Raw genomic sequence first — 15,495 nt, forward strand, 5'->3', positions numbered from 1 at the left:
CCCGTTGCACCTGATATTGCGCTGCAGCGAATGTTTCTTGCAACATTTGCTATCGCGTGACGCTTGGCACAGTAGCTAAATATCCAACGCGCTAGGGTGGCTGCAAGAATACAGGGGCGCAAGGGCATGAGTCGGAACAACAAACCGGGGGTCGACCACACCATCGTCTCGCCCAACGGGGTGACTAAGGATGGTCAGCCGATTTCATACAGTCGCGCTCCGGCCTCCGATCTGGAGCCGTGGGTCGGACGTTTCTACGTCACGGTGGTCGATACGCCACCCGATCATCGGCTCGACTGCGGTTTGCTGAGCGATTTTGCCAGTATCCGCGTGCAGTTGCGTGGAAAGTGGGAGGCGACGACGGCGGACGGTGTTCGGATGTCGGATCGCGCGGCTATGCTGTTTGGCCCACATTCACGCCGCATGCCGATCAGCGTCACGGGCAGTTTCACGAGCGTCGGTGTGTTTCTCCGGCCCGGCGCATGCCACGCGCTGAAGCTTCCGGTCACGACCTCCTTGATCGACAGGTTGTCGACATTTACCGAACTCGGCCTGCCCGAAGTCCGGTGGCTGGGCCTGTTCGATCCCGAAGCTACGCCCGAAGAGTGGATCGCAGCCATGGAGGCCGAGATGCGCAAGCTAGCCTTCGACCGCTCCGTGCGCGAGCCTGAGGCGATTTCGGCACGGTTCGAGGCGGAGGCGTTTGCCGATCCCACAGTCAACATCGCGCAGCTGGCGCACGATCTGGGGGTCGAGCAGCGGCGGCTCGAGCGTATCGTCAGGCGTGATTTCGGGATGACGCCCAAGCAGGTCCTGCGGCGGGCGCGGGCGCTTGACATGGCGAGCCATCTGCGAGGGGTGGCCGATCAGGAGGAGGCCGAGGCGCTGGCCTTGCGCTATTACGACCAGAGCCACCTGATCCGCGAGTTCACCGCCATGTTCGGGATGAGCCCGCGCCAGTTCACGGAACGACCGCAACCGCTGATGACTCTGGGGCTGGAAACGCGGCAGAGCCGTCGCCTCGAGGTGATCCAGCGAATCGCGCCGGGTGGGATCAAGCCCTGGGAATGATCGCGGTTGCGCGTGGCCGAGCGGCTGCGTAACGCGGGGAATGGCAAGAGCTGACCGACTGGAACGTCTCGACAAACGCCGCTCCGAACTGGAGGCGGACTATCTGGAGGCCTTGATCGAGGCACTGCAGGTGACCGCGAGCGGCAAGTGGGGGCTGTTCGATCACACCGCCGACAAGATCATGCGCGCCGCGACCCAGCCGGTGCTGGACAACCTGACCGAGCTTGCCGACCTCATCGCCGAGGCGCGCGAGACGCTGTTCATGGAGCCGTTCAGGCTGCACGACGAATTTCTGGCCGCGCGCGGCAAGCCGCCTGCGCAGGCAGTGGGCGAACCCAAGCAGGCGCGGGCGTGGCTTGAGCGGTTGAGGCTTGAGGCGAAAGCGCCGCCTGCCGAGAATTAGAATTTGATCACTTGCCCCTCCCCCTTGAGGGGGAGGCTGGGTGGGGGTGTACCACACAGGCGTAAACGCTCGGCTTTGCCTCGCTTCCCCTCCCCTAGCCCCTCCCCGTCGGGGAGGGGGATTTTTGGTGAGTTGCGAGCTTCAGTTAATCGAACAGGCTGGAGACCGAGCTTTCGTCAGCGATGCGGCGGACGGCCTCGCCGATCAACGGCGCGATGGTCAGGACGCGGATGCGATCGCAGGTGGCGGTCGCTTCGGTCGGCATGATCGTGTCGGTGATCACCAGTTCCTTGAGCGCGGAATTGGCAACACGCGCAACGGCTCCGCCCGAGAGCACACCGTGGGTAATATAGGCAGATACGCCAGCCGCGCCCGCATCGAGCAGCGCCTGGGCCGCGTTGCACAGGGTGCCGCCCGAATCGATGATATCGTCGATCAGGATGCACATGCGACCCTTGACCTCGCCGATGATGTTCATGACTTCGGACTGGCCGGGGCGATCGCGGCGCTTGTCGACGATGGCCAGCGGAGCGTTATTGAGACGCTTGGCCAGTGCACGGGCGCGCACCACGCCGCCGACGTCGGGCGAAACCACCATCAGTTCCTGCGAACCGTAGCGCGTCTGGATGTCTGCCGCCATCACCGGGGCTGCGAACAGGTTGTCGGTCGGGATATCGAAGAAGCCCTGGATCTGGCCCGCGTGAAGATCGACAGCAAGCACGCGATCCGCGCCTGCCGTAGTGATCAGGTTAGACACCAGCTTGGCCGAAATCGGCGTGCGCGGACCGGGTTTGCGATCCTGGCGGGCATAGCCGAAGTACGGAACGACCGCGGTGATACGTTTGGCCGAAGCGCGGCGCAGCGCGTCGATGCAGATCAGCAGTTCGAGCAGGTTATCGTTAGCCGGGTAGCTGGTCGACTGGACGACGAACACGTCTTCGCCGCGCACGTTCTCATGGATTTCCACGAAAACTTCCTCATCGGCAAAGCGGCGCACGCTCGCATCGGTCAGCGGCACTTCGAGATAAGCCGAAATGGCGCGCGCGAGCGGCAGGTTTGAGTTGCCGGCCATGATCTTCATGCGTGCGATTCCCTCGGTAACGATCCCCGCGTGCGCATTAGCCCAAGATGACAGGTTTGCAACTCTTGCAGGCCGCATGGGTTGCGCCCTAGTGAGGAGGAATGACGGATACCATCAGGATCACCCTCGCCCAGCTCAACCAGTCGGTGGGCGACCTTGCAGCCAACGCGAGTGCGATGCTCGCCGTACGGGAACAAGCGCGCGATACCGACCTGATCGTCTATCCCGAACTGCAACTGATCGGCTATCCGCCCGAAGACCTGATCATGAAACCGGCGTTGATCGAGCGGGCGGCGGCGGAACTGCAGAAACTGGCCGAAGCAACGGCGGACGGGGGTCCGGCGATGCTGGTAGGATCGGTGTTCGTTCGCGATGGCGCGCTGCATAACGGGGTGGCACTGCTCGAAGGCGGGCGGATAGCGGCGACGCGGTTCAAGGTCGAACTGCCCAATTACGGCACCTTCGACGAAAAACGCTATTTCATGCCCGGCCCGCTGCCCGAGCCCGTGCTGTTCAGGGGGGTCATGCTCGGCCTGCCGATCTGCGAGGACATCTGGCAGCCAGACGTGTGCCGCCACCTGGCCGAACTGGGCGCGGAGATATTCATCTGTGTCAACGGCAGCCCTTACGAGATCGACAAGGACGTGCTGCGGATCGATGGCGTGGCCAAGCGCCGCGCGATCGATACCGGGATTCCGCTGGTCTATCTCAATCGCGTCGGCGGACAGGACGAGATCGTGTTCGACGGGGCGAGCTTCGTCGTCGGGCCAGAAGGCGCGCTGTGGGTGCAGATGCCCGACTGGGAAGAATCGATCGTCACGACGGTATGGACGCGCGCGCAGTTCGGGTCGGGCCATCGCTGGCGGTGCGAGCCGGGCGAGGTCAACGAACTGGCCGATCACCCGGAGGACATCTACTGCGCAATGGTTCTCGCCCTGCGCGATTACGTGAACAAGAACCGGTTTCCGGGCGTGGTGCTCGGCCTTTCGGGCGGCATCGATTCGGCGATCTGCGCAGCGATCGCGGTCGATGCGCTGGGGGCAGAGCGGGTGTGGTGCGTGATGTTGCCGAGCATCTACACCAGTCAGGAAAGCCTCGACGATGCGGCGGGATGCGCCGGGATGCTCGGCGTGCGGCTCGATACCTTGCCGATCAATCCGGCAGTGCTGGGCTTTGCGGAGATGCTCGCGCCCGCTTTCGTGGGCAAGCAGCCGGATCTGACCGAAGAGAACATCCAATCGCGCATTCGCGGGGTTACGCTGATGGCGCTGTCGAACAAGTTCGGCCCGATGCTGGTGACGACCGGCAACAAAAGCGAGATGAGCGTCGGCTACGCTACGATCTATGGCGACATGAACGGCGGCTACAACCCGCTGAAGGACGCCTACAAGACTACCGTCTTCGCGGTTTCGGAATGGCGCAACAAGCATCGCCCGCGCATCGGGCTGGGGCCGGACGGGCCGGTGATGCCGCAGACGATCATCACCAAGCCGCCGAGCGCCGAACTGCGGCCCGATCAGAAGGATTCGGATTCGCTGCCGCCTTACGACGTGCTGGATGCGATCCTGCTCGGGCTGGTCGAACATGAAAAGAGCGTCGATCAGATCGTTGCCGAAGGGTTCGACCGGGCAACCGTGGTGCGGGTCGAGCGACTGCTGCACATCGCCGAATACAAGCGGCGGCAGGCGCCTCCGGGGGTCAAGCTGGGCGCGCGCAATTACGGGCGCGATCGGCGCTATCCGATGACGCACGGGTTCCGCACCGGGTCGTAGATTATTGCGAACGATTCGCATTGACCTGCCGATGGCACTGACCTAACTTGCGAATCGTTCGCAGGAAAGGAAGCATATGTCGACAGGGCAGTCCTCCACCCGTTTCGCAGGTGCCGTCGAAAAGCTCGGGCGGCCGCACGATGTGCGCGGGCTGACGCTGTCCGGGTTGCACATGGTGCTGGCGATGCGCCTGTGCGCGATGTTCGATCAGGCCGGGCGCGATCCGGTGCCCGACTTGGCGCAGCGCTACCGCAGCATCGAGGCGGCGTGCGCGGTGCATGGGCTGGTGCAGACGATCAAGCAGGTCTGGCCCGAGCCGTTCATGGTCAACCGGCCCTGCTGTCTGGCGATGACGCCCGACGAGGTGACGCTGGCGGCGCTTGTGCGCAATGCGCTGGGTGCCGATCGCGGGTCATTTGGGCAAGTCATCGACGGGTTCGTCCGCGTTGAGCGTCATGGCGCACTGTATGACGCCACCGTCCACGCCGCCGCGCTGCTGCCGTCCGCCTGAGGCCTTTCCCTAATCGCTCGCGCGCGATAGGGCGGCGCACATGACCACGGTAACCCGCTTCGCCCCCTCACCCACCGGCAAGCTGCATGTCGGCAACGTCCGCACGGCGCTGCACAACTGGCTGCTGGCCAAGAAAACCGGCGGCAGGTTCCTGCTGCGGATCGATGATACCGATGCCGAGCGCAGCCGCGAGGAGCACGTTGACGCTATCCGCGCTGATCTCGCGTGGCTGGGCCTGCATCCCGATGGCGAGGAGCGGCAGTCTGCGCGCTTTGCGATCTATGAGGCCGAGTTTGCGAAGCTGGTTGCGGCGGGGCGGCTGTACCGGTGCTATGAAACCTCGCAGGAACTGGACCTCAAGCGCAAGGTCCTGCTCGGGCGCGGGCTCCCGCCGATCTATGACCGGTCGGGTCTGAATCTGACCGAGGCCGACCATGCCGCAAAGGCCGCAGCGGGCGAAGCGCCGCACTGGCGGTTCCTGCTCGACCACGACCAGCCGATCACATGGGACGATGGCATTCGCGGACCGCAGAACTTCGATGCGCGGCAAATGTCCGACCCGGTGGTGCGGCGGGCGGATGGATCGTGGCTCTACATGCTGCCGTCCGCCATCGACGATATCGCGATGGGCGTGACCGACGTGCTGCGCGGCGAAGATCACGTTTCGAACACCGCGACGCAGATCCAGATGTTCACCGCGCTCGGCGCACAGCCGCCGCGCTTTGCGCACGAGGCACTGCTGACCGGGAGCGAGGGCAAACTGTCCAAGAGACTGGGCGCGCTGGGTATGGCCGATTTTCGCGACCAGGGCATCGAGCCCGAGGCGATCGTGGCGCTACTGGCCCGGCTGGGCACGTCCGATCCGGTCGATCCTTCGCTCGATGCCGATGCGCTGGCGGCCAGCTTCGACTTGTCCCGCTTTGGCCGTGCGCCGGCGCGGTTCGACGAGGCGGACCTGCACCGCGTGAACGCGGCGATCGTGCACAGGCTGCCGTTTGCCCGCGTGGCGCATCACTTGCCCGCAGGCATGGGCGAGGCCGCGTGGGAGGCGATCCGGCCCAATACCGCGCATATCGACGAGGCGAAGGACTGGTGGCAGGTCGTCACCGGGCCAGTGACTGCGCCGGACTTCGATGCCGAGACACGCGAATTCCTCGCCCAAGCCGCCGATGTTGCTGCCTTGCTCGACTGGAACGCCGATCCGTGGCGCGCGCTGACCGGCGCGCTCAAGGACAGCACCGGGCGCAAGGGTAAGGCACTGTTCCTGCCGCTGCGTCAGGCGCTTACCGGGCAGGACCACGGACCGGAAATGGCTGCGTTGTTGCCCTTGATCGCGCAGGACGAGGCCGTCCGCCGCCTGCGCGGGTAGCCTTCCTGCTCCTCCCCCTTGACGGGGAGGCTGGGTGGGGGTGTTCGCCGTCTGTCGAGCCCCCACCCCCGGCCCCTCCCCGCCGGGGAGGGGGGAAGTGTAGCGTTATTCCACCGTAACCGACTTCGCCAGATTGCGTGGCTGGTCGACATCCGTGCCCTTGGCCACGGCAACGTGATAGGCCAGCAACTGCACCGGCACGGCATAGACCAGCGGCGCGATCAGCGGGTGGACCTTGGGCATTTCGATGGTGGCGAGGCACCCCTCGCCCGCTTCGGCGATGCCTTCGGCGTCCGAGATCAGCACGACCTTGCCGCCGCGCGCGCGGACTTCCTGCATGTTGCTGACGGTCTTTTCGAACAGCGGGCCTGACGGGGCGAGCACGATGACCGGCACCAATTCGTCAATCAGGGCGATCGGGCCGTGCTTCATCTCGCCCGAGGCATAGCCTTCGGCGTGGATGTAGCTGATTTCCTTGAGCTTCAGCGCGCCTTCCAGCGCCAGCGGATAGTCCGCTCCGCGCCCGAGATAGAGCACATCGCGCGCAGGCGCGATCAGATGGGCCATCGCGGCGATTTCCTCGTCGTGCGCCAGCGCGGCGTTGAGCGCGGCGGGCACTTCGACCAGATGCTCGACGATCGCGGCTTCCTCGGCACGGTTCATCCGCCCGCGCTTGACCGCCAGGTGCGCGGCAAGCGCGGCCAATACGGCAAGCTGGCAGGTGAATGCCTTGGTCGAGGCGACGCCGATTTCAGGGCCGGCGTGAGTCGGCAGCAGCAGGTCCGCCTCGCGCGCCATGGTGCTGGTCGGCACGTTGACGACGACCGCGATGGTCTGCCCCGCCGCCTTGCAGTGGCGCAGCGCGGCCAGCGTATCGGCCGTCTCGCCGCTTTGCGATATGAACAGCGACAGCCCGCCCTCTTCCAGAACCGGATCGCGGTAGCGGAATTCGGACGCGACATCGATGTCCACCGGCAGGCGCGCGAACTGTTCGAACCAGTACTTGGCGACCATCGCGGCGTAAAAGCTGGTGCCGCAGGCAACGATGGTGACGCGGTTGATGCTGGCAAGGTCGAAGTCGATCTGCGGCAGCGCGACGGTCTGTTCGACGCGGCGCAAATACGAACGCAGGGTCTGCGCGACGACGACCGGCTGCTCGAAGATCTCCTTCTGCATGAAGTGGCGGTAGTTGCCCTTCTCGATCGCGGCTGCAGTCGCGCCCGAGGCGACGATGGGGCGCGTCACCTCGTTGTTATCCGTATCGAAGATCTGCGCGCCTTCACGGGTGATCACCACCCAGTCGCCCTCTTCGAGATAAGTGATGCGCTGGGTCAGCGGGGCGAGCGCCAAGGCGTCCGAGCCAAGGTAGGTCTCCCCTTCCCCATAACCGACGACCAGCGGCGAGCCGAGGCGTGCGCCGATCAGCATGTCGTCATGCGCGCGGAACGCGATGGCGAGCGCGAATGCACCGCGCAACTGCGGCAGCACGGCTTTGACCGCGTCCTGCGGGGATAGGCCGGCCTCGACCTGTTCCGACACGAGGTGTGCGACGACTTCGGTGTCGGTCTCGCTCTCGAACTTGCGGCCACGCGCGGTCAGCGCCTCGCGCAGCGGCTTGAAGTTTTCGATGATGCCGTTGTGGACCAGCGCAACCTGTTCGGTCGCGTGCGGATGCGCGTTGCTGGTGGTCGGCGCGCCGTGGGTAGCCCAGCGGGTGTGCGCGATGCCGATCAGCCCTTGCGCGGGATTGCGCGCCAGTTCGATGACCAGATTGCCCAGCTTGCCCTCCGCGCGGCGGCGGATAAGCTGCCCGCCCTCGACCGTACACACGCCCGCGCTGTCATAGCCGCGATATTCCATGCGCCGCAGGCCATCGACCAGCCGGTCCGCCACCTGTTCCTTGCCGACAATTCCGATAATTCCGCACATGGGTGTCGTGTGATCCTGCTGAGACTCGAGGGTCCGCTATGGCACGAAGATGTTGGGATTGTCTTGCCATTTGGGGGTGAGACGAGGTTTGTCCAGTCGCTGGAGCCGTTTGGTTGCGAACCACCTTTGTCACTTTGCGCATGCCTTCGCCATTCCCAAAACGAGCTTCGTCATCCCCGCGAAGGCGGGGATCCAGCGCGCCGCCGCACTGGCTTCCCGCCTGTGCGGGAATGACGGATAGAGGAGTAGTTCGCGCCCCCCCTTCACGTCGTCCCGGGCTTGACCCGGGATGAGGCTTACTGCCCCTCCCCACGTCAGCCACCGAACATAGAGAAGAAAAGCCTCACCCCGGATCAAGTCCGGGGCGACGAGAATTTCAGCGCAGGAGTTCGCTCACCAGCGACGGCTTCTTCGCGATCATCGCCAGCAGCACTTGCGCGGGACCCGTTGGTCGGCGGCGACCGTGTTCCCAATTGAGCAGCGTGCCCTTGGCCACGCCGATACTGCGTGCGAACGCGCCCTGCGACAGGCCGGTGCTGGCCCGGATCGCGGCGACATCGACGGTGGGCACCTCGACATGATGGACGAGAGCTCCGGTCTTGCCGCCGCGCGCGAAAGCCAGCGCTTCGTTCAGGCCATCCATCACGCTGTTGTACACGTCACTCATGATCCGGCTCCGTATGTTGCGAGCAGTTCCTTGCTCAACGCGACCGCTGCCGCCTGTTCGGTTCTGCTAAGGTTTGCTTTCTCGTTCTTGGCGAATACCGTCAGCAGGAACAGCGGCATCGTATCGCCTCCGAACACGTAGAGCGTGCGATAGCCGCCGCTCTTGCCGCCGCCCTCGCGCGCAATGCGAACCTTACGCAGGCCGCCGCCCAACGAGATCCCCGACTCAGGGTTTGCCGCCAGAAAGCTGACGATCTCGCCCCGCTCCTCATCCGACATGATCGCTCTGGCGCGCTTGATGAACGATGCCAGTTCGACAACTGTAAGGAGGCGCTCCATCTGACTCATCTATGCGTCAATGACGCATATGTCAATGACATGTAGCCACAAGAGTCGATTCAGCGCTTGGGTGCCTTATCAATCGGAATTTCAGCATCCTTTTCTGGCTGGCGTGATGCCGTGCCATGTCCTAGCCTCAATCGGTGGCGTCGGCCAAGGCGGCCACCTTAGCCGCGCGCTTGGCGATCGCCACATTGGCCTTCTTCACCATCGCCTTTGCCGCCTTCGGGGCTTCGCCGTCGATGGCGTCGCGCTTAATCACGTCGTTAGTTAGGAACACCCGCAATTCGTCATCCGACGTCTTGAGTCCGTCAAACAACCTGCGCAGCTCTTTACGCAGCGCCCCAACGACCGCGTCACTCTGCAAGAGCTCGGCGATGACAAACCGATTCAGAATTTGTGCCTGCTTATGATACGCCTGCAGCGCGTCGGTTGAAATGCTCTCCCGACACAGCATTCCCAACTTCGACAGATCCTCCAGCGACCGTGACGAAATCGCGCCCATGTCGAAACAATAGACTTCGTCCCAATCGATCGGTTGTCCAAACCTGATACGGTACACCTTCCAAATGATCGCATTGGTCAGGATAATCCACTCGATTCCGTGGTGTGCGCCATAGTTCACCGCTTGGCGAAGATGATTGTCGTTGAGTGTCGTGCCCGCCGACTTCACTTCGGCCAGATAATGCACTTTGCCCTCAACCTTGATCGCCAAGTCGCAAAATGTGCCACGGATTTGCTGCTCACTCGTCAGCTCGGCATACTTGTCGTAGCCGAAGATATCCGTGAGCATGTCTTTGATCACGGTCACCGTATCAGCTTCCGAGATGTCCCGCTCAGCCAGCTTACGAACAATGGGCTGATAGCGTTTCAAGCCCGCGACCAGCCTATCTTGTGTCTTTTTTGCAAGCTTCATCTGTTGCCCCTGTCACCAAATCTTTGATCGGAAAGGTATTATCCGAATTCACCCAGCGTCGGTGCGCTCAGTCAACCTCTGCGACCTCGACCGGGGCCGCATAGTCAACTTCCAGCCCCTCACCCCTTCTTCTTCTTCATCGCATCATGAAACCGGTCCGCCCAGCCCGGCTTCATCAGTTGCTCTGCCCGCACCATACGCAACTCACCATCACCCACATCGCGTGACACTGCGCTGCCTGCCGCAACAATCGCGTCCGCGCCGATCTTGACCGGCGCGATCAGTGCTGAGTTCGAGCCGATGAAGGCGCGTTCGCCGATTATGGTCTTGTGCTTGAAGTAGCCGTCGTAGTTGCAGGTGATCGTGCCTGCGCCGATGTTGGCGCCCGCGCCGACGTCTGCGTCGCCGAGGTAGGTCAGGTGGTTGGCCTTGGCGCCCTTGTGCAAGGTGCTGTTCTTGATCTCGACGAAATTGCCGACCTTGGCCTTTTCTTCCAGCACCGCGCCGGGGCGCAGGCGGGCGTAGGGGCCGATCTGGACTCCGCTGGCGAGCGTTGCGCCTTCGAGGTGGCTGAAGGCGTGGATCGTGACGTTGTCGGCCACGGTGACGCCGGGGCCGAACACGACGTTGGGCTCCACCGTGACGTCGCGGCCCAGTTGCGTGTCCCAGGCGAACCATACGGTTTCGGGCGCGATCAGGGTGGCGCCGTCGGCCATCGCGGTCTGTCGGCGGCGATGCTGCCAGCGGGCCTCGGCCTGGGCGAGTTCGGCGCGGGAGTTGATGCCGGCGACTTCGTCCGCATCGTCGGTGACGACGACCGCGCAAGTACGTCCGTCGGCGATGGCGATGTTGACCACGTCGGGCAGGTAGTATTCGCCCGCCGCGTTATCGTTGCCGACGCGGGCGAGCAGGCCGAACAGGTCGGCGCTGCGCACCGCCATCAGCCCTGAATTACAGACGGTGCAGGCGCGTTCGTCGGCGGTCGCGTCCTTGTGTTCGACCATCTTCACGATGCGGTCGCCGTCAGCGATCACACGGCCATATTGCAGCGTATCGGCAGGCGCGAAGCCGAGGACGACGGCGGTGGGATTGTCGGCTTCATGGAGGCGGTCGAGCATCGCCTGCATCGTCGCGGCGCGCACGAAGGGGACGTCGCCGTAGAGGATCAGCACGTCGCCATCGAAGCCTGCCAGCGCGGCTTCGGCCTGCTGGACAGCGTGGGCGGTGCCGTGCTGCGGGTCCTGCACGGCGATGGTGGCGCTGGCTCCCAGAGCCTTTTCGAGCTGGTCGCGGCCATGGCCTGCGACGACGACCTGCCGCGCGGGCGCGAGGGTCTGTGCGCTGGCGAGGAGGTGCATCAGCATGGGGCGCCCTGCGATGGGGTGGAGGACCTTGTGCAGGTCGCTCTTCATGCGGGTGCCTTTTCCGGCGGCGAGGACGATGGTGGCAACAGGTGTCGTTTGGGTCATGCGCGCATCATTGCCAGACAATTCTTGCGCTTTCCAGAACGGGAGGCCACTTGCGCACCGGATGGCAAAATTTCCTTTCGACGTGGTCGGGTTCGACCTCGATGGCACGCTGCTCGATACGAGCCACGACATCGGCATGGCGCTCAACCATGCGCTGGCGATTGCGGGGCGTCCTGCGGTGCCCCTGGACGAGGTATCGCGGCTGATCGGCGGCGGATCGGCGCAGTTATTGCGCGCGGCGCTGACCGAATCGGGCGGGGTCGACGAGGCCGCGTTCGACGGCCTGCAGGCGCAATTGCTGGCGTTCTATGCGGAGAACATCGCGGATCACACCCGGCTGTTTCCGGGCGGGCTGGCGATGCTGGACGCCTTTGCGGCGCGGGGCGTGACGCTGGCGGTGGCGACCAACAAGCTGGAGGCGCTGGCGGTGCAGGTGCTGGACGCGCTGGGGCTGACCGAGCGGTTCGCCTGCGTAATCGGCGGGGATACCCTGGGGCCGGCGACGGCAAAGCCCAAGCCCGATATGCTTCATGCAATGGTCGAGCGGTGCGGCGGCGGACGTGCGGTGTTCGTGGGCGATACGACGTTCGATATGGGAGCAGCGCGGGCGGCTGGGTTGCCGGTTGTCGCGGTGCGCTTCGGGTTCTGCGATCTGCCGCCCGATGAGCTTGGGGCGGATGTGGTGATCGGGCACTTCGATGAGTTGGTGGGGGCTTTGGAGGGGTTGGACTAACAACCCCCGGTCGTGTTGGCTGGATGGTTTTAGGATTTTCGCGCAGAGAACGCAAAGAGCGCAAAGATGTCGCGCAACCTCTCTGCGGCCTCTGCGATCTCTGCGCGGATTTTGATTTTGCTGTCGCGCCGCGCTTGGCGTGCTCACGCCACAGCCAGCAACTCCGCCGCAGCCGGGCCTTCCTCGAGCAAAGCTATCAACCCGCGTTCGTGGCGTGAGAGCCAGCGGGTGGCGCGCGGCAGGCACAGCGTTTCGCGCCACTCATCCTGCCGATCGACCAGCGCCATCACGGCGGGATGGACGTAGCTTTTGCGCGCGATGGCGGGCGTGTTACCGAGGTGTTCGGAGACCTCGTTCAGCAGCGCCTTGAGCGGGACCTTCTCCTTGGCCTCAGCCAGCGTCTCGAATGCCAGCGCACTCGCGCGCCAAGTGCGGAAATGCTTCGCGGTGAAATCGTCACCCATCGTCTCGCGCAGCCATTCGTTGACTTCCGCCGAGCCGACTGGGCAGGCACTGCCATCGTCGTTCAGATACTGGAACAAGTTCTGTCCCGGCAGGTCACCCATCTTCTTGACGAAGCGGGCAAGGCCGCGGTCGGTGACGCGCATCTCGCGCTCCTTGCCCGATTTGGCGCGGAAGCGGAGGCGCAGGACGTGGCCCTTTACCTCGGCGTGGCGCATGCGCAGTGTGGTCGCGCCGAAGCTCTTGTTGGCGCGGACGTAAGCCTCGTTGCCGATGCGGATCGCGCCGCTGTCGAGCAGGCGGACGATCCCGGCGATGCAGCGTTCGCGGGTCAGCTGCGGGCTGTCGAGGTCTTCCTCGACGCGCTTGCGCACCAGCGGGAGCAGGCGGCCGAACGCGGCACAACGGTCGAACTTCTCGCCTTCGCGCGCGGTGCGGAAGCCGGGGTGATAGCGGTACTGCTTGCGGCCCTTGGCGTCGATCCCGGTGGCGAGGATGTGACCGTTGGCGGCGGGGCAGAACCATGCGTGTTCGTAGGCGGGCGGCAGGGCAATGGCGTTGAGCCGGTCGATCTCGTCGCGATCCTTGATGCGCGCGCCGGTGGCGTCGAAGTAGGCCCAACCCTTCCCCGACCGCTTTCGCGTAACGCCGGGCAGGCTGTCATCGACGAATACCAGACCGGGGTTGTGCGAAGGGGTATTGCTTTCCATGTTGAGGCAAACGGGCGAGGACCGCTTGCGGTTCCGGCTGCAACGCTTCATGATCGTATGTAACACTAACGATTTTCGAGAAGGAAGACGCGATGGCTGAAGACTACGTTCCCCCCAAGGTGTGGACCTGGGACAAGGCCAATGGCGGCGCTTTCGCCAGCGTCAACCGCCCGGTCGCAGGGCCGACGAGCGAGAAGGAACTGCCGATCGGCGCGCATCCGTTTCAGGTCTATTCGCTGGGTACGCCCAACGGCCAGAAGGCCACGATCATGCTCGAAGAGCTGCTCCAGCTTGGCTTTGCCGAGGCCGAATACGATGCATGGCTGATCAAGATTTTCGAAGGCGACCAGTTTTCGAGCGGGTTCGTCGACATCAATCCCAACTCCAAAATCCCCGCGATGGTCGACCGGTCAGGCCCCGAGCCGTTCCGCGTGTTCGAATCGGGCGCGATCCTGATGCATCTGGCCGAGAAGTTCGGCGTGCTACTGCCGACATCGGGCGCGGCGCGGGCCGAATGCCTTTCGTGGCTGTTCTGGCAGATCGGCAGTGCGCCATTCATCGGCGGCGGGTTCGGTCACTTCTACCACTACGCGCCGATGAAGATTGAATATGCGATCGACCGCTACGCCATGGAAACCAAGCGCCTGTTCGACGTGGCCAACCGGCAACTGGCCAAGACGCGGTTCCTGGCGGGCGATGACTACACCATCGCCGACCTTGCGACCTACACCTGGTTCGGCAACCTCTATCGCGGCGAGGCCTATGGCGAGGCGGCAACGTTCCTGTCGATGCACGAATACGAACACGTCGGCCGCTGGGTCGGCGAGATCAACGCGCGCCCCGGCGTGTTGCGCGGGCGATTGGTGAACAACTCGGCCAAGGGCATCCCCGAGCGCCATTCCGCTGCCGATTTTGATGCGCTCCCGCCAGAATCGCTGGAACAGATCATCCAGAACAAGTGATCGACAAGGGGGACAGGCAAAGTGCTTTTGTCCCCCTTTTCATTCACGTCCCCCGCGCTATAAGCGCGCCTCCTGCTGGGGCGTCGCCAAGTGGTAAGGCAGCGGCTTTTGATGCCGCCATTCGCAGGTTCGAATCCTGCCGCCCCAGCCAGTTCACCACATTCTGATCACTCAGTTCGCGCTGGCACCGGTACGATGATGAAGTGATCGTGGACCTGTGGCTGATCGGGCGTGTCGAGCTTCGCCTTCAGGCCTTCGCGCAGTTCGGCGATCTGGCTTGCCGGCAGTTCCAGCCGGTGTTCATCGGGATGGGTCGGGGCTTCGTGGCCGTAGTCCTTGCCCGGAGCGCGGGTCATTTCGATGTGCGCGCCGAGCGCGGCGCGGATCGGGTGCGTGGCGGCGAAGGCGGTGAGGCGGGCGACGCTGGCGCGGTTGTCGTCCATGAAATTGACCGGGACGTAGAGCCTGCCGGGATAGAGCGTGTCGCCCGAGAGCAGGATCTTCAATCGCGGATCGTAGACCATGATCGCAGCGGCCTGATGGCCGGGTGTGGGGATGATGCCGAGCTTGCGACCGCCGAGGTCGAAAGCGGCGATCTGGTCGGGCCATTTGGCGATGCCGAACGCGCCAGCGACATCGGCGGGCTTGTGTCCGACGACGGTGGTGTCGGGGCGATCCTTGAATGCGCTGTCACCCGCCACGTGATCGCCGTGGCTGTGGCTGTGCGCGACGAGCAGCGGGATCGAGGTGCGTTTGTGATCGGCCAGCCACTCAGAGATCAGCCTGTCGACCGTAGGCCTGACCCGGCCGCCTTCAGCCCCTGTGTCGATCAGCAGGGCCTTGTCGCGCCCGAAGAGCAGATAGAGGAACGGCGCTTCGAAGTTGGTCCGGACCGATTGCCGGATGACGAAGGTGTCGGCGTCGAGCGCCTGCACTTGTGTGGCGGGTTCATCGCCGTTGGTGCCGTCGATCCAGCGTTCGGCGAACAGTGTCGGGGCACCGGCAGTCTTGGCGGTGGCCATACTGCCCGAGCAGCCTGCGATCATCAGGGCTGCGGCGATCCGGATAGGCCAAGCCATGCGCGTTCCCCTTAGGCAGTGCA

Annotated in this window: 15 protein-coding genes and 1 tRNA gene; 8 read left to right on the top strand and 8 right to left on the bottom strand. The window is 64.2% G+C overall.

Features of this window, described 5'->3' with window-relative positions:
• Positions 1-126 precede the first annotated feature (126 nt).
• Both GGQ88_RS13720 and GGQ88_RS13725 read left to right on the top strand, forming a co-directional pair.
• Positions 127-1,071 carry a helix-turn-helix domain-containing protein gene (locus GGQ88_RS13720; RefSeq protein WP_183613993.1) on the top strand — a complete coding sequence of 315 codons (945 nt, stop codon included), beginning with the start codon at positions 127-129 and terminating at the stop codon, positions 1,069-1,071.
• A gap of 40 nt (positions 1,072-1,111) precedes the next feature.
• Positions 1,112-1,474, top strand: coding sequence for a hypothetical protein (locus GGQ88_RS13725; RefSeq protein ID WP_183613994.1), 363 nt, complete (start codon positions 1,112-1,114; stop codon positions 1,472-1,474).
• Between the two features lie 145 nt (positions 1,475-1,619).
• Here the strand turns inward: GGQ88_RS13725 and GGQ88_RS13730 are convergent, their stop codons facing one another.
• Positions 1,620-2,555 (bottom strand): ribose-phosphate pyrophosphokinase, encoded by a 936-nt coding sequence (locus tag GGQ88_RS13730; RefSeq protein ID WP_183613995.1) that lies wholly within the window; start codon positions 2,553-2,555, stop codon positions 1,620-1,622.
• Positions 2,556-2,656: 101 nt separating this feature from the next.
• Between GGQ88_RS13730 and GGQ88_RS13735 the strand changes: the two genes are divergently transcribed.
• The 3 genes from GGQ88_RS13735 (at position 2,657) to gltX (ending at position 6,207) form a co-directional block, all read left to right on the top strand.
• Positions 2,657-4,327 carry an NAD+ synthase gene (locus GGQ88_RS13735; RefSeq protein ID WP_183613996.1) on the top strand — a complete coding sequence of 557 codons (1,671 nt, stop codon included), beginning with the start codon at positions 2,657-2,659 and terminating at the stop codon, positions 4,325-4,327.
• Positions 4,328-4,403: 76 nt separating this feature from the next.
• Positions 4,404-4,838, top strand: a complete 435-nt coding sequence (locus GGQ88_RS13740; protein ID WP_183613997.1) for a hypothetical protein — start codon at positions 4,404-4,406, stop codon at positions 4,836-4,838.
• A 40-nt stretch (positions 4,839-4,878) separates the two neighbouring features.
• The gene (gene gltX, locus GGQ88_RS13745) at positions 4,879-6,207 is read left to right on the top strand and encodes a glutamate--tRNA ligase (RefSeq protein ID WP_183613998.1); all 1,329 of its coding nucleotides are present in this window, start codon (positions 4,879-4,881) and stop codon (positions 6,205-6,207) included.
• Between the two features lie 105 nt (positions 6,208-6,312).
• Here the strand turns inward: gltX and glmS are convergent, their stop codons facing one another.
• The 5 genes from glmS to glmU all read right to left on the bottom strand — a co-directional run bounded on the left by glmS (position 6,313) and on the right by glmU (position 11,526).
• Positions 6,313-8,136 carry a glutamine--fructose-6-phosphate transaminase (isomerizing) gene (gene glmS / locus GGQ88_RS13750; RefSeq protein WP_183613999.1) on the bottom strand — a complete coding sequence of 608 codons (1,824 nt, stop codon included), beginning with the start codon at positions 8,134-8,136 and terminating at the stop codon, positions 6,313-6,315.
• A gap of 376 nt (positions 8,137-8,512) precedes the next feature.
• Positions 8,513-8,803 carry a helix-turn-helix domain-containing protein gene (locus tag GGQ88_RS13755; RefSeq protein ID WP_183614000.1) on the bottom strand — a complete coding sequence of 97 codons (291 nt, stop codon included), beginning with the start codon at positions 8,801-8,803 and terminating at the stop codon, positions 8,513-8,515.
• Positions 8,800-9,141, bottom strand: a complete 342-nt coding sequence (locus tag GGQ88_RS13760) for a type II toxin-antitoxin system RelE/ParE family toxin (RefSeq protein WP_183614001.1) — start codon at positions 9,139-9,141, stop codon at positions 8,800-8,802. Before GGQ88_RS13760 ends, GGQ88_RS13755 begins: the two co-directional genes overlap by 4 nt.
• Before the next feature lie 136 nt (positions 9,142-9,277).
• Entirely contained in the window at positions 9,278-10,057 is a 780-nt protein-coding gene (locus GGQ88_RS13765; RefSeq protein WP_183614002.1) for a type I restriction enzyme HsdR N-terminal domain-containing protein, read from the bottom strand.
• Positions 10,058-10,176: 119 nt separating this feature from the next.
• Complete coding sequence (gene glmU, locus GGQ88_RS13770) at positions 10,177-11,526, bottom strand: bifunctional UDP-N-acetylglucosamine diphosphorylase/glucosamine-1-phosphate N-acetyltransferase GlmU (protein ID WP_183614003.1); 1,350 nt, start codon at positions 11,524-11,526, stop codon at positions 10,177-10,179.
• Positions 11,527-11,587: 61 nt separating this feature from the next.
• Here glmU and GGQ88_RS13775 point away from each other — a divergent pair, with 61 nt between their 5' ends.
• The gene (locus tag GGQ88_RS13775) at positions 11,588-12,259 is read left to right on the top strand and encodes an HAD-IA family hydrolase (protein WP_183614004.1); all 672 of its coding nucleotides are present in this window, start codon (positions 11,588-11,590) and stop codon (positions 12,257-12,259) included.
• A gap of 143 nt (positions 12,260-12,402) precedes the next feature.
• Here the strand turns inward: GGQ88_RS13775 and GGQ88_RS13780 are convergent, their stop codons facing one another.
• Complete coding sequence (locus tag GGQ88_RS13780) at positions 12,403-13,431, bottom strand: DNA topoisomerase IB (RefSeq protein ID WP_183614005.1); 1,029 nt, start codon at positions 13,429-13,431, stop codon at positions 12,403-12,405.
• Between the two features lie 92 nt (positions 13,432-13,523).
• Between GGQ88_RS13780 and yghU the strand changes: the two genes are divergently transcribed.
• Both yghU and GGQ88_RS13790 read left to right on the top strand, forming a co-directional pair.
• Positions 13,524-14,393 carry a glutathione-dependent disulfide-bond oxidoreductase gene (yghU, locus tag GGQ88_RS13785; RefSeq protein ID WP_183614006.1) on the top strand — a complete coding sequence of 290 codons (870 nt, stop codon included), beginning with the start codon at positions 13,524-13,526 and terminating at the stop codon, positions 14,391-14,393.
• 76 nt (positions 14,394-14,469) lie between these two features.
• Positions 14,470-14,544 (top strand) — tRNA-Gln (locus tag GGQ88_RS13790).
• A gap of 16 nt (positions 14,545-14,560) precedes the next feature.
• Here the strand turns inward: GGQ88_RS13790 and GGQ88_RS13795 are convergent.
• Positions 14,561-15,439, bottom strand: coding sequence for an MBL fold metallo-hydrolase (locus GGQ88_RS13795; RefSeq protein ID WP_425490450.1), 879 nt, complete (start codon positions 15,437-15,439; stop codon positions 14,561-14,563).
• Between the last annotated feature and the right edge of the window lie 56 nt (positions 15,440-15,495).

The sequence above is a fragment of the Novosphingobium hassiacum genome (assembly GCF_014196055.1).
GTDB lineage: Bacteria > Pseudomonadota > Alphaproteobacteria > Sphingomonadales > Sphingomonadaceae > Novosphingobium > Novosphingobium hassiacum.

Bases quoted from the DNA above. Each gene is read 5' to 3' on its own strand.
- GGQ88_RS13720 (WP_183613993.1), top strand. From the start codon at position 127: ATGAGTCGGAACAACAAACCGGGGGTCGACCACACCATCGTCTCGCCC.
- GGQ88_RS13725 (WP_183613994.1), top strand. From the start codon at position 1,112: ATGGCAAGAGCTGACCGACTGGAACGTCTCGACAAACGCCGCTCCGAA.
- GGQ88_RS13730 (WP_183613995.1), bottom strand. From the start codon at position 2,555: ATGAAGATCATGGCCGGCAACTCAAACCTGCCGCTCGCGCGCGCCATT.
- GGQ88_RS13735 (WP_183613996.1), top strand. From the start codon at position 2,657: ATGACGGATACCATCAGGATCACCCTCGCCCAGCTCAACCAGTCGGTG.
- GGQ88_RS13740 (WP_183613997.1), top strand. From the start codon at position 4,404: ATGTCGACAGGGCAGTCCTCCACCCGTTTCGCAGGTGCCGTCGAAAAG.
- gltX (WP_183613998.1), top strand. From the start codon at position 4,879: ATGACCACGGTAACCCGCTTCGCCCCCTCACCCACCGGCAAGCTGCAT.
- glmS (WP_183613999.1), bottom strand. From the start codon at position 8,136: ATGTGCGGAATTATCGGAATTGTCGGCAAGGAACAGGTGGCGGACCGG.
- GGQ88_RS13755 (WP_183614000.1), bottom strand. From the start codon at position 8,803: ATGAGTGACGTGTACAACAGCGTGATGGATGGCCTGAACGAAGCGCTG.
- GGQ88_RS13760 (WP_183614001.1), bottom strand. From the start codon at position 9,141: ATGGAGCGCCTCCTTACAGTTGTCGAACTGGCATCGTTCATCAAGCGC.
- GGQ88_RS13765 (WP_183614002.1), bottom strand. From the start codon at position 10,057: ATGAAGCTTGCAAAAAAGACACAAGATAGGCTGGTCGCGGGCTTGAAA.
- glmU (WP_183614003.1), bottom strand. From the start codon at position 11,526: ATGACCCAAACGACACCTGTTGCCACCATCGTCCTCGCCGCCGGAAAA.
- GGQ88_RS13775 (WP_183614004.1), top strand. From the start codon at position 11,588: ATGGCAAAATTTCCTTTCGACGTGGTCGGGTTCGACCTCGATGGCACG.
- GGQ88_RS13780 (WP_183614005.1), bottom strand. From the start codon at position 13,431: ATGGAAAGCAATACCCCTTCGCACAACCCCGGTCTGGTATTCGTCGAT.
- yghU (WP_183614006.1), top strand. From the start codon at position 13,524: ATGGCTGAAGACTACGTTCCCCCCAAGGTGTGGACCTGGGACAAGGCC.
- GGQ88_RS13795 (WP_425490450.1), bottom strand. From the start codon at position 15,439: ATGATCGCAGGCTGCTCGGGCAGTATGGCCACCGCCAAGACTGCCGGT.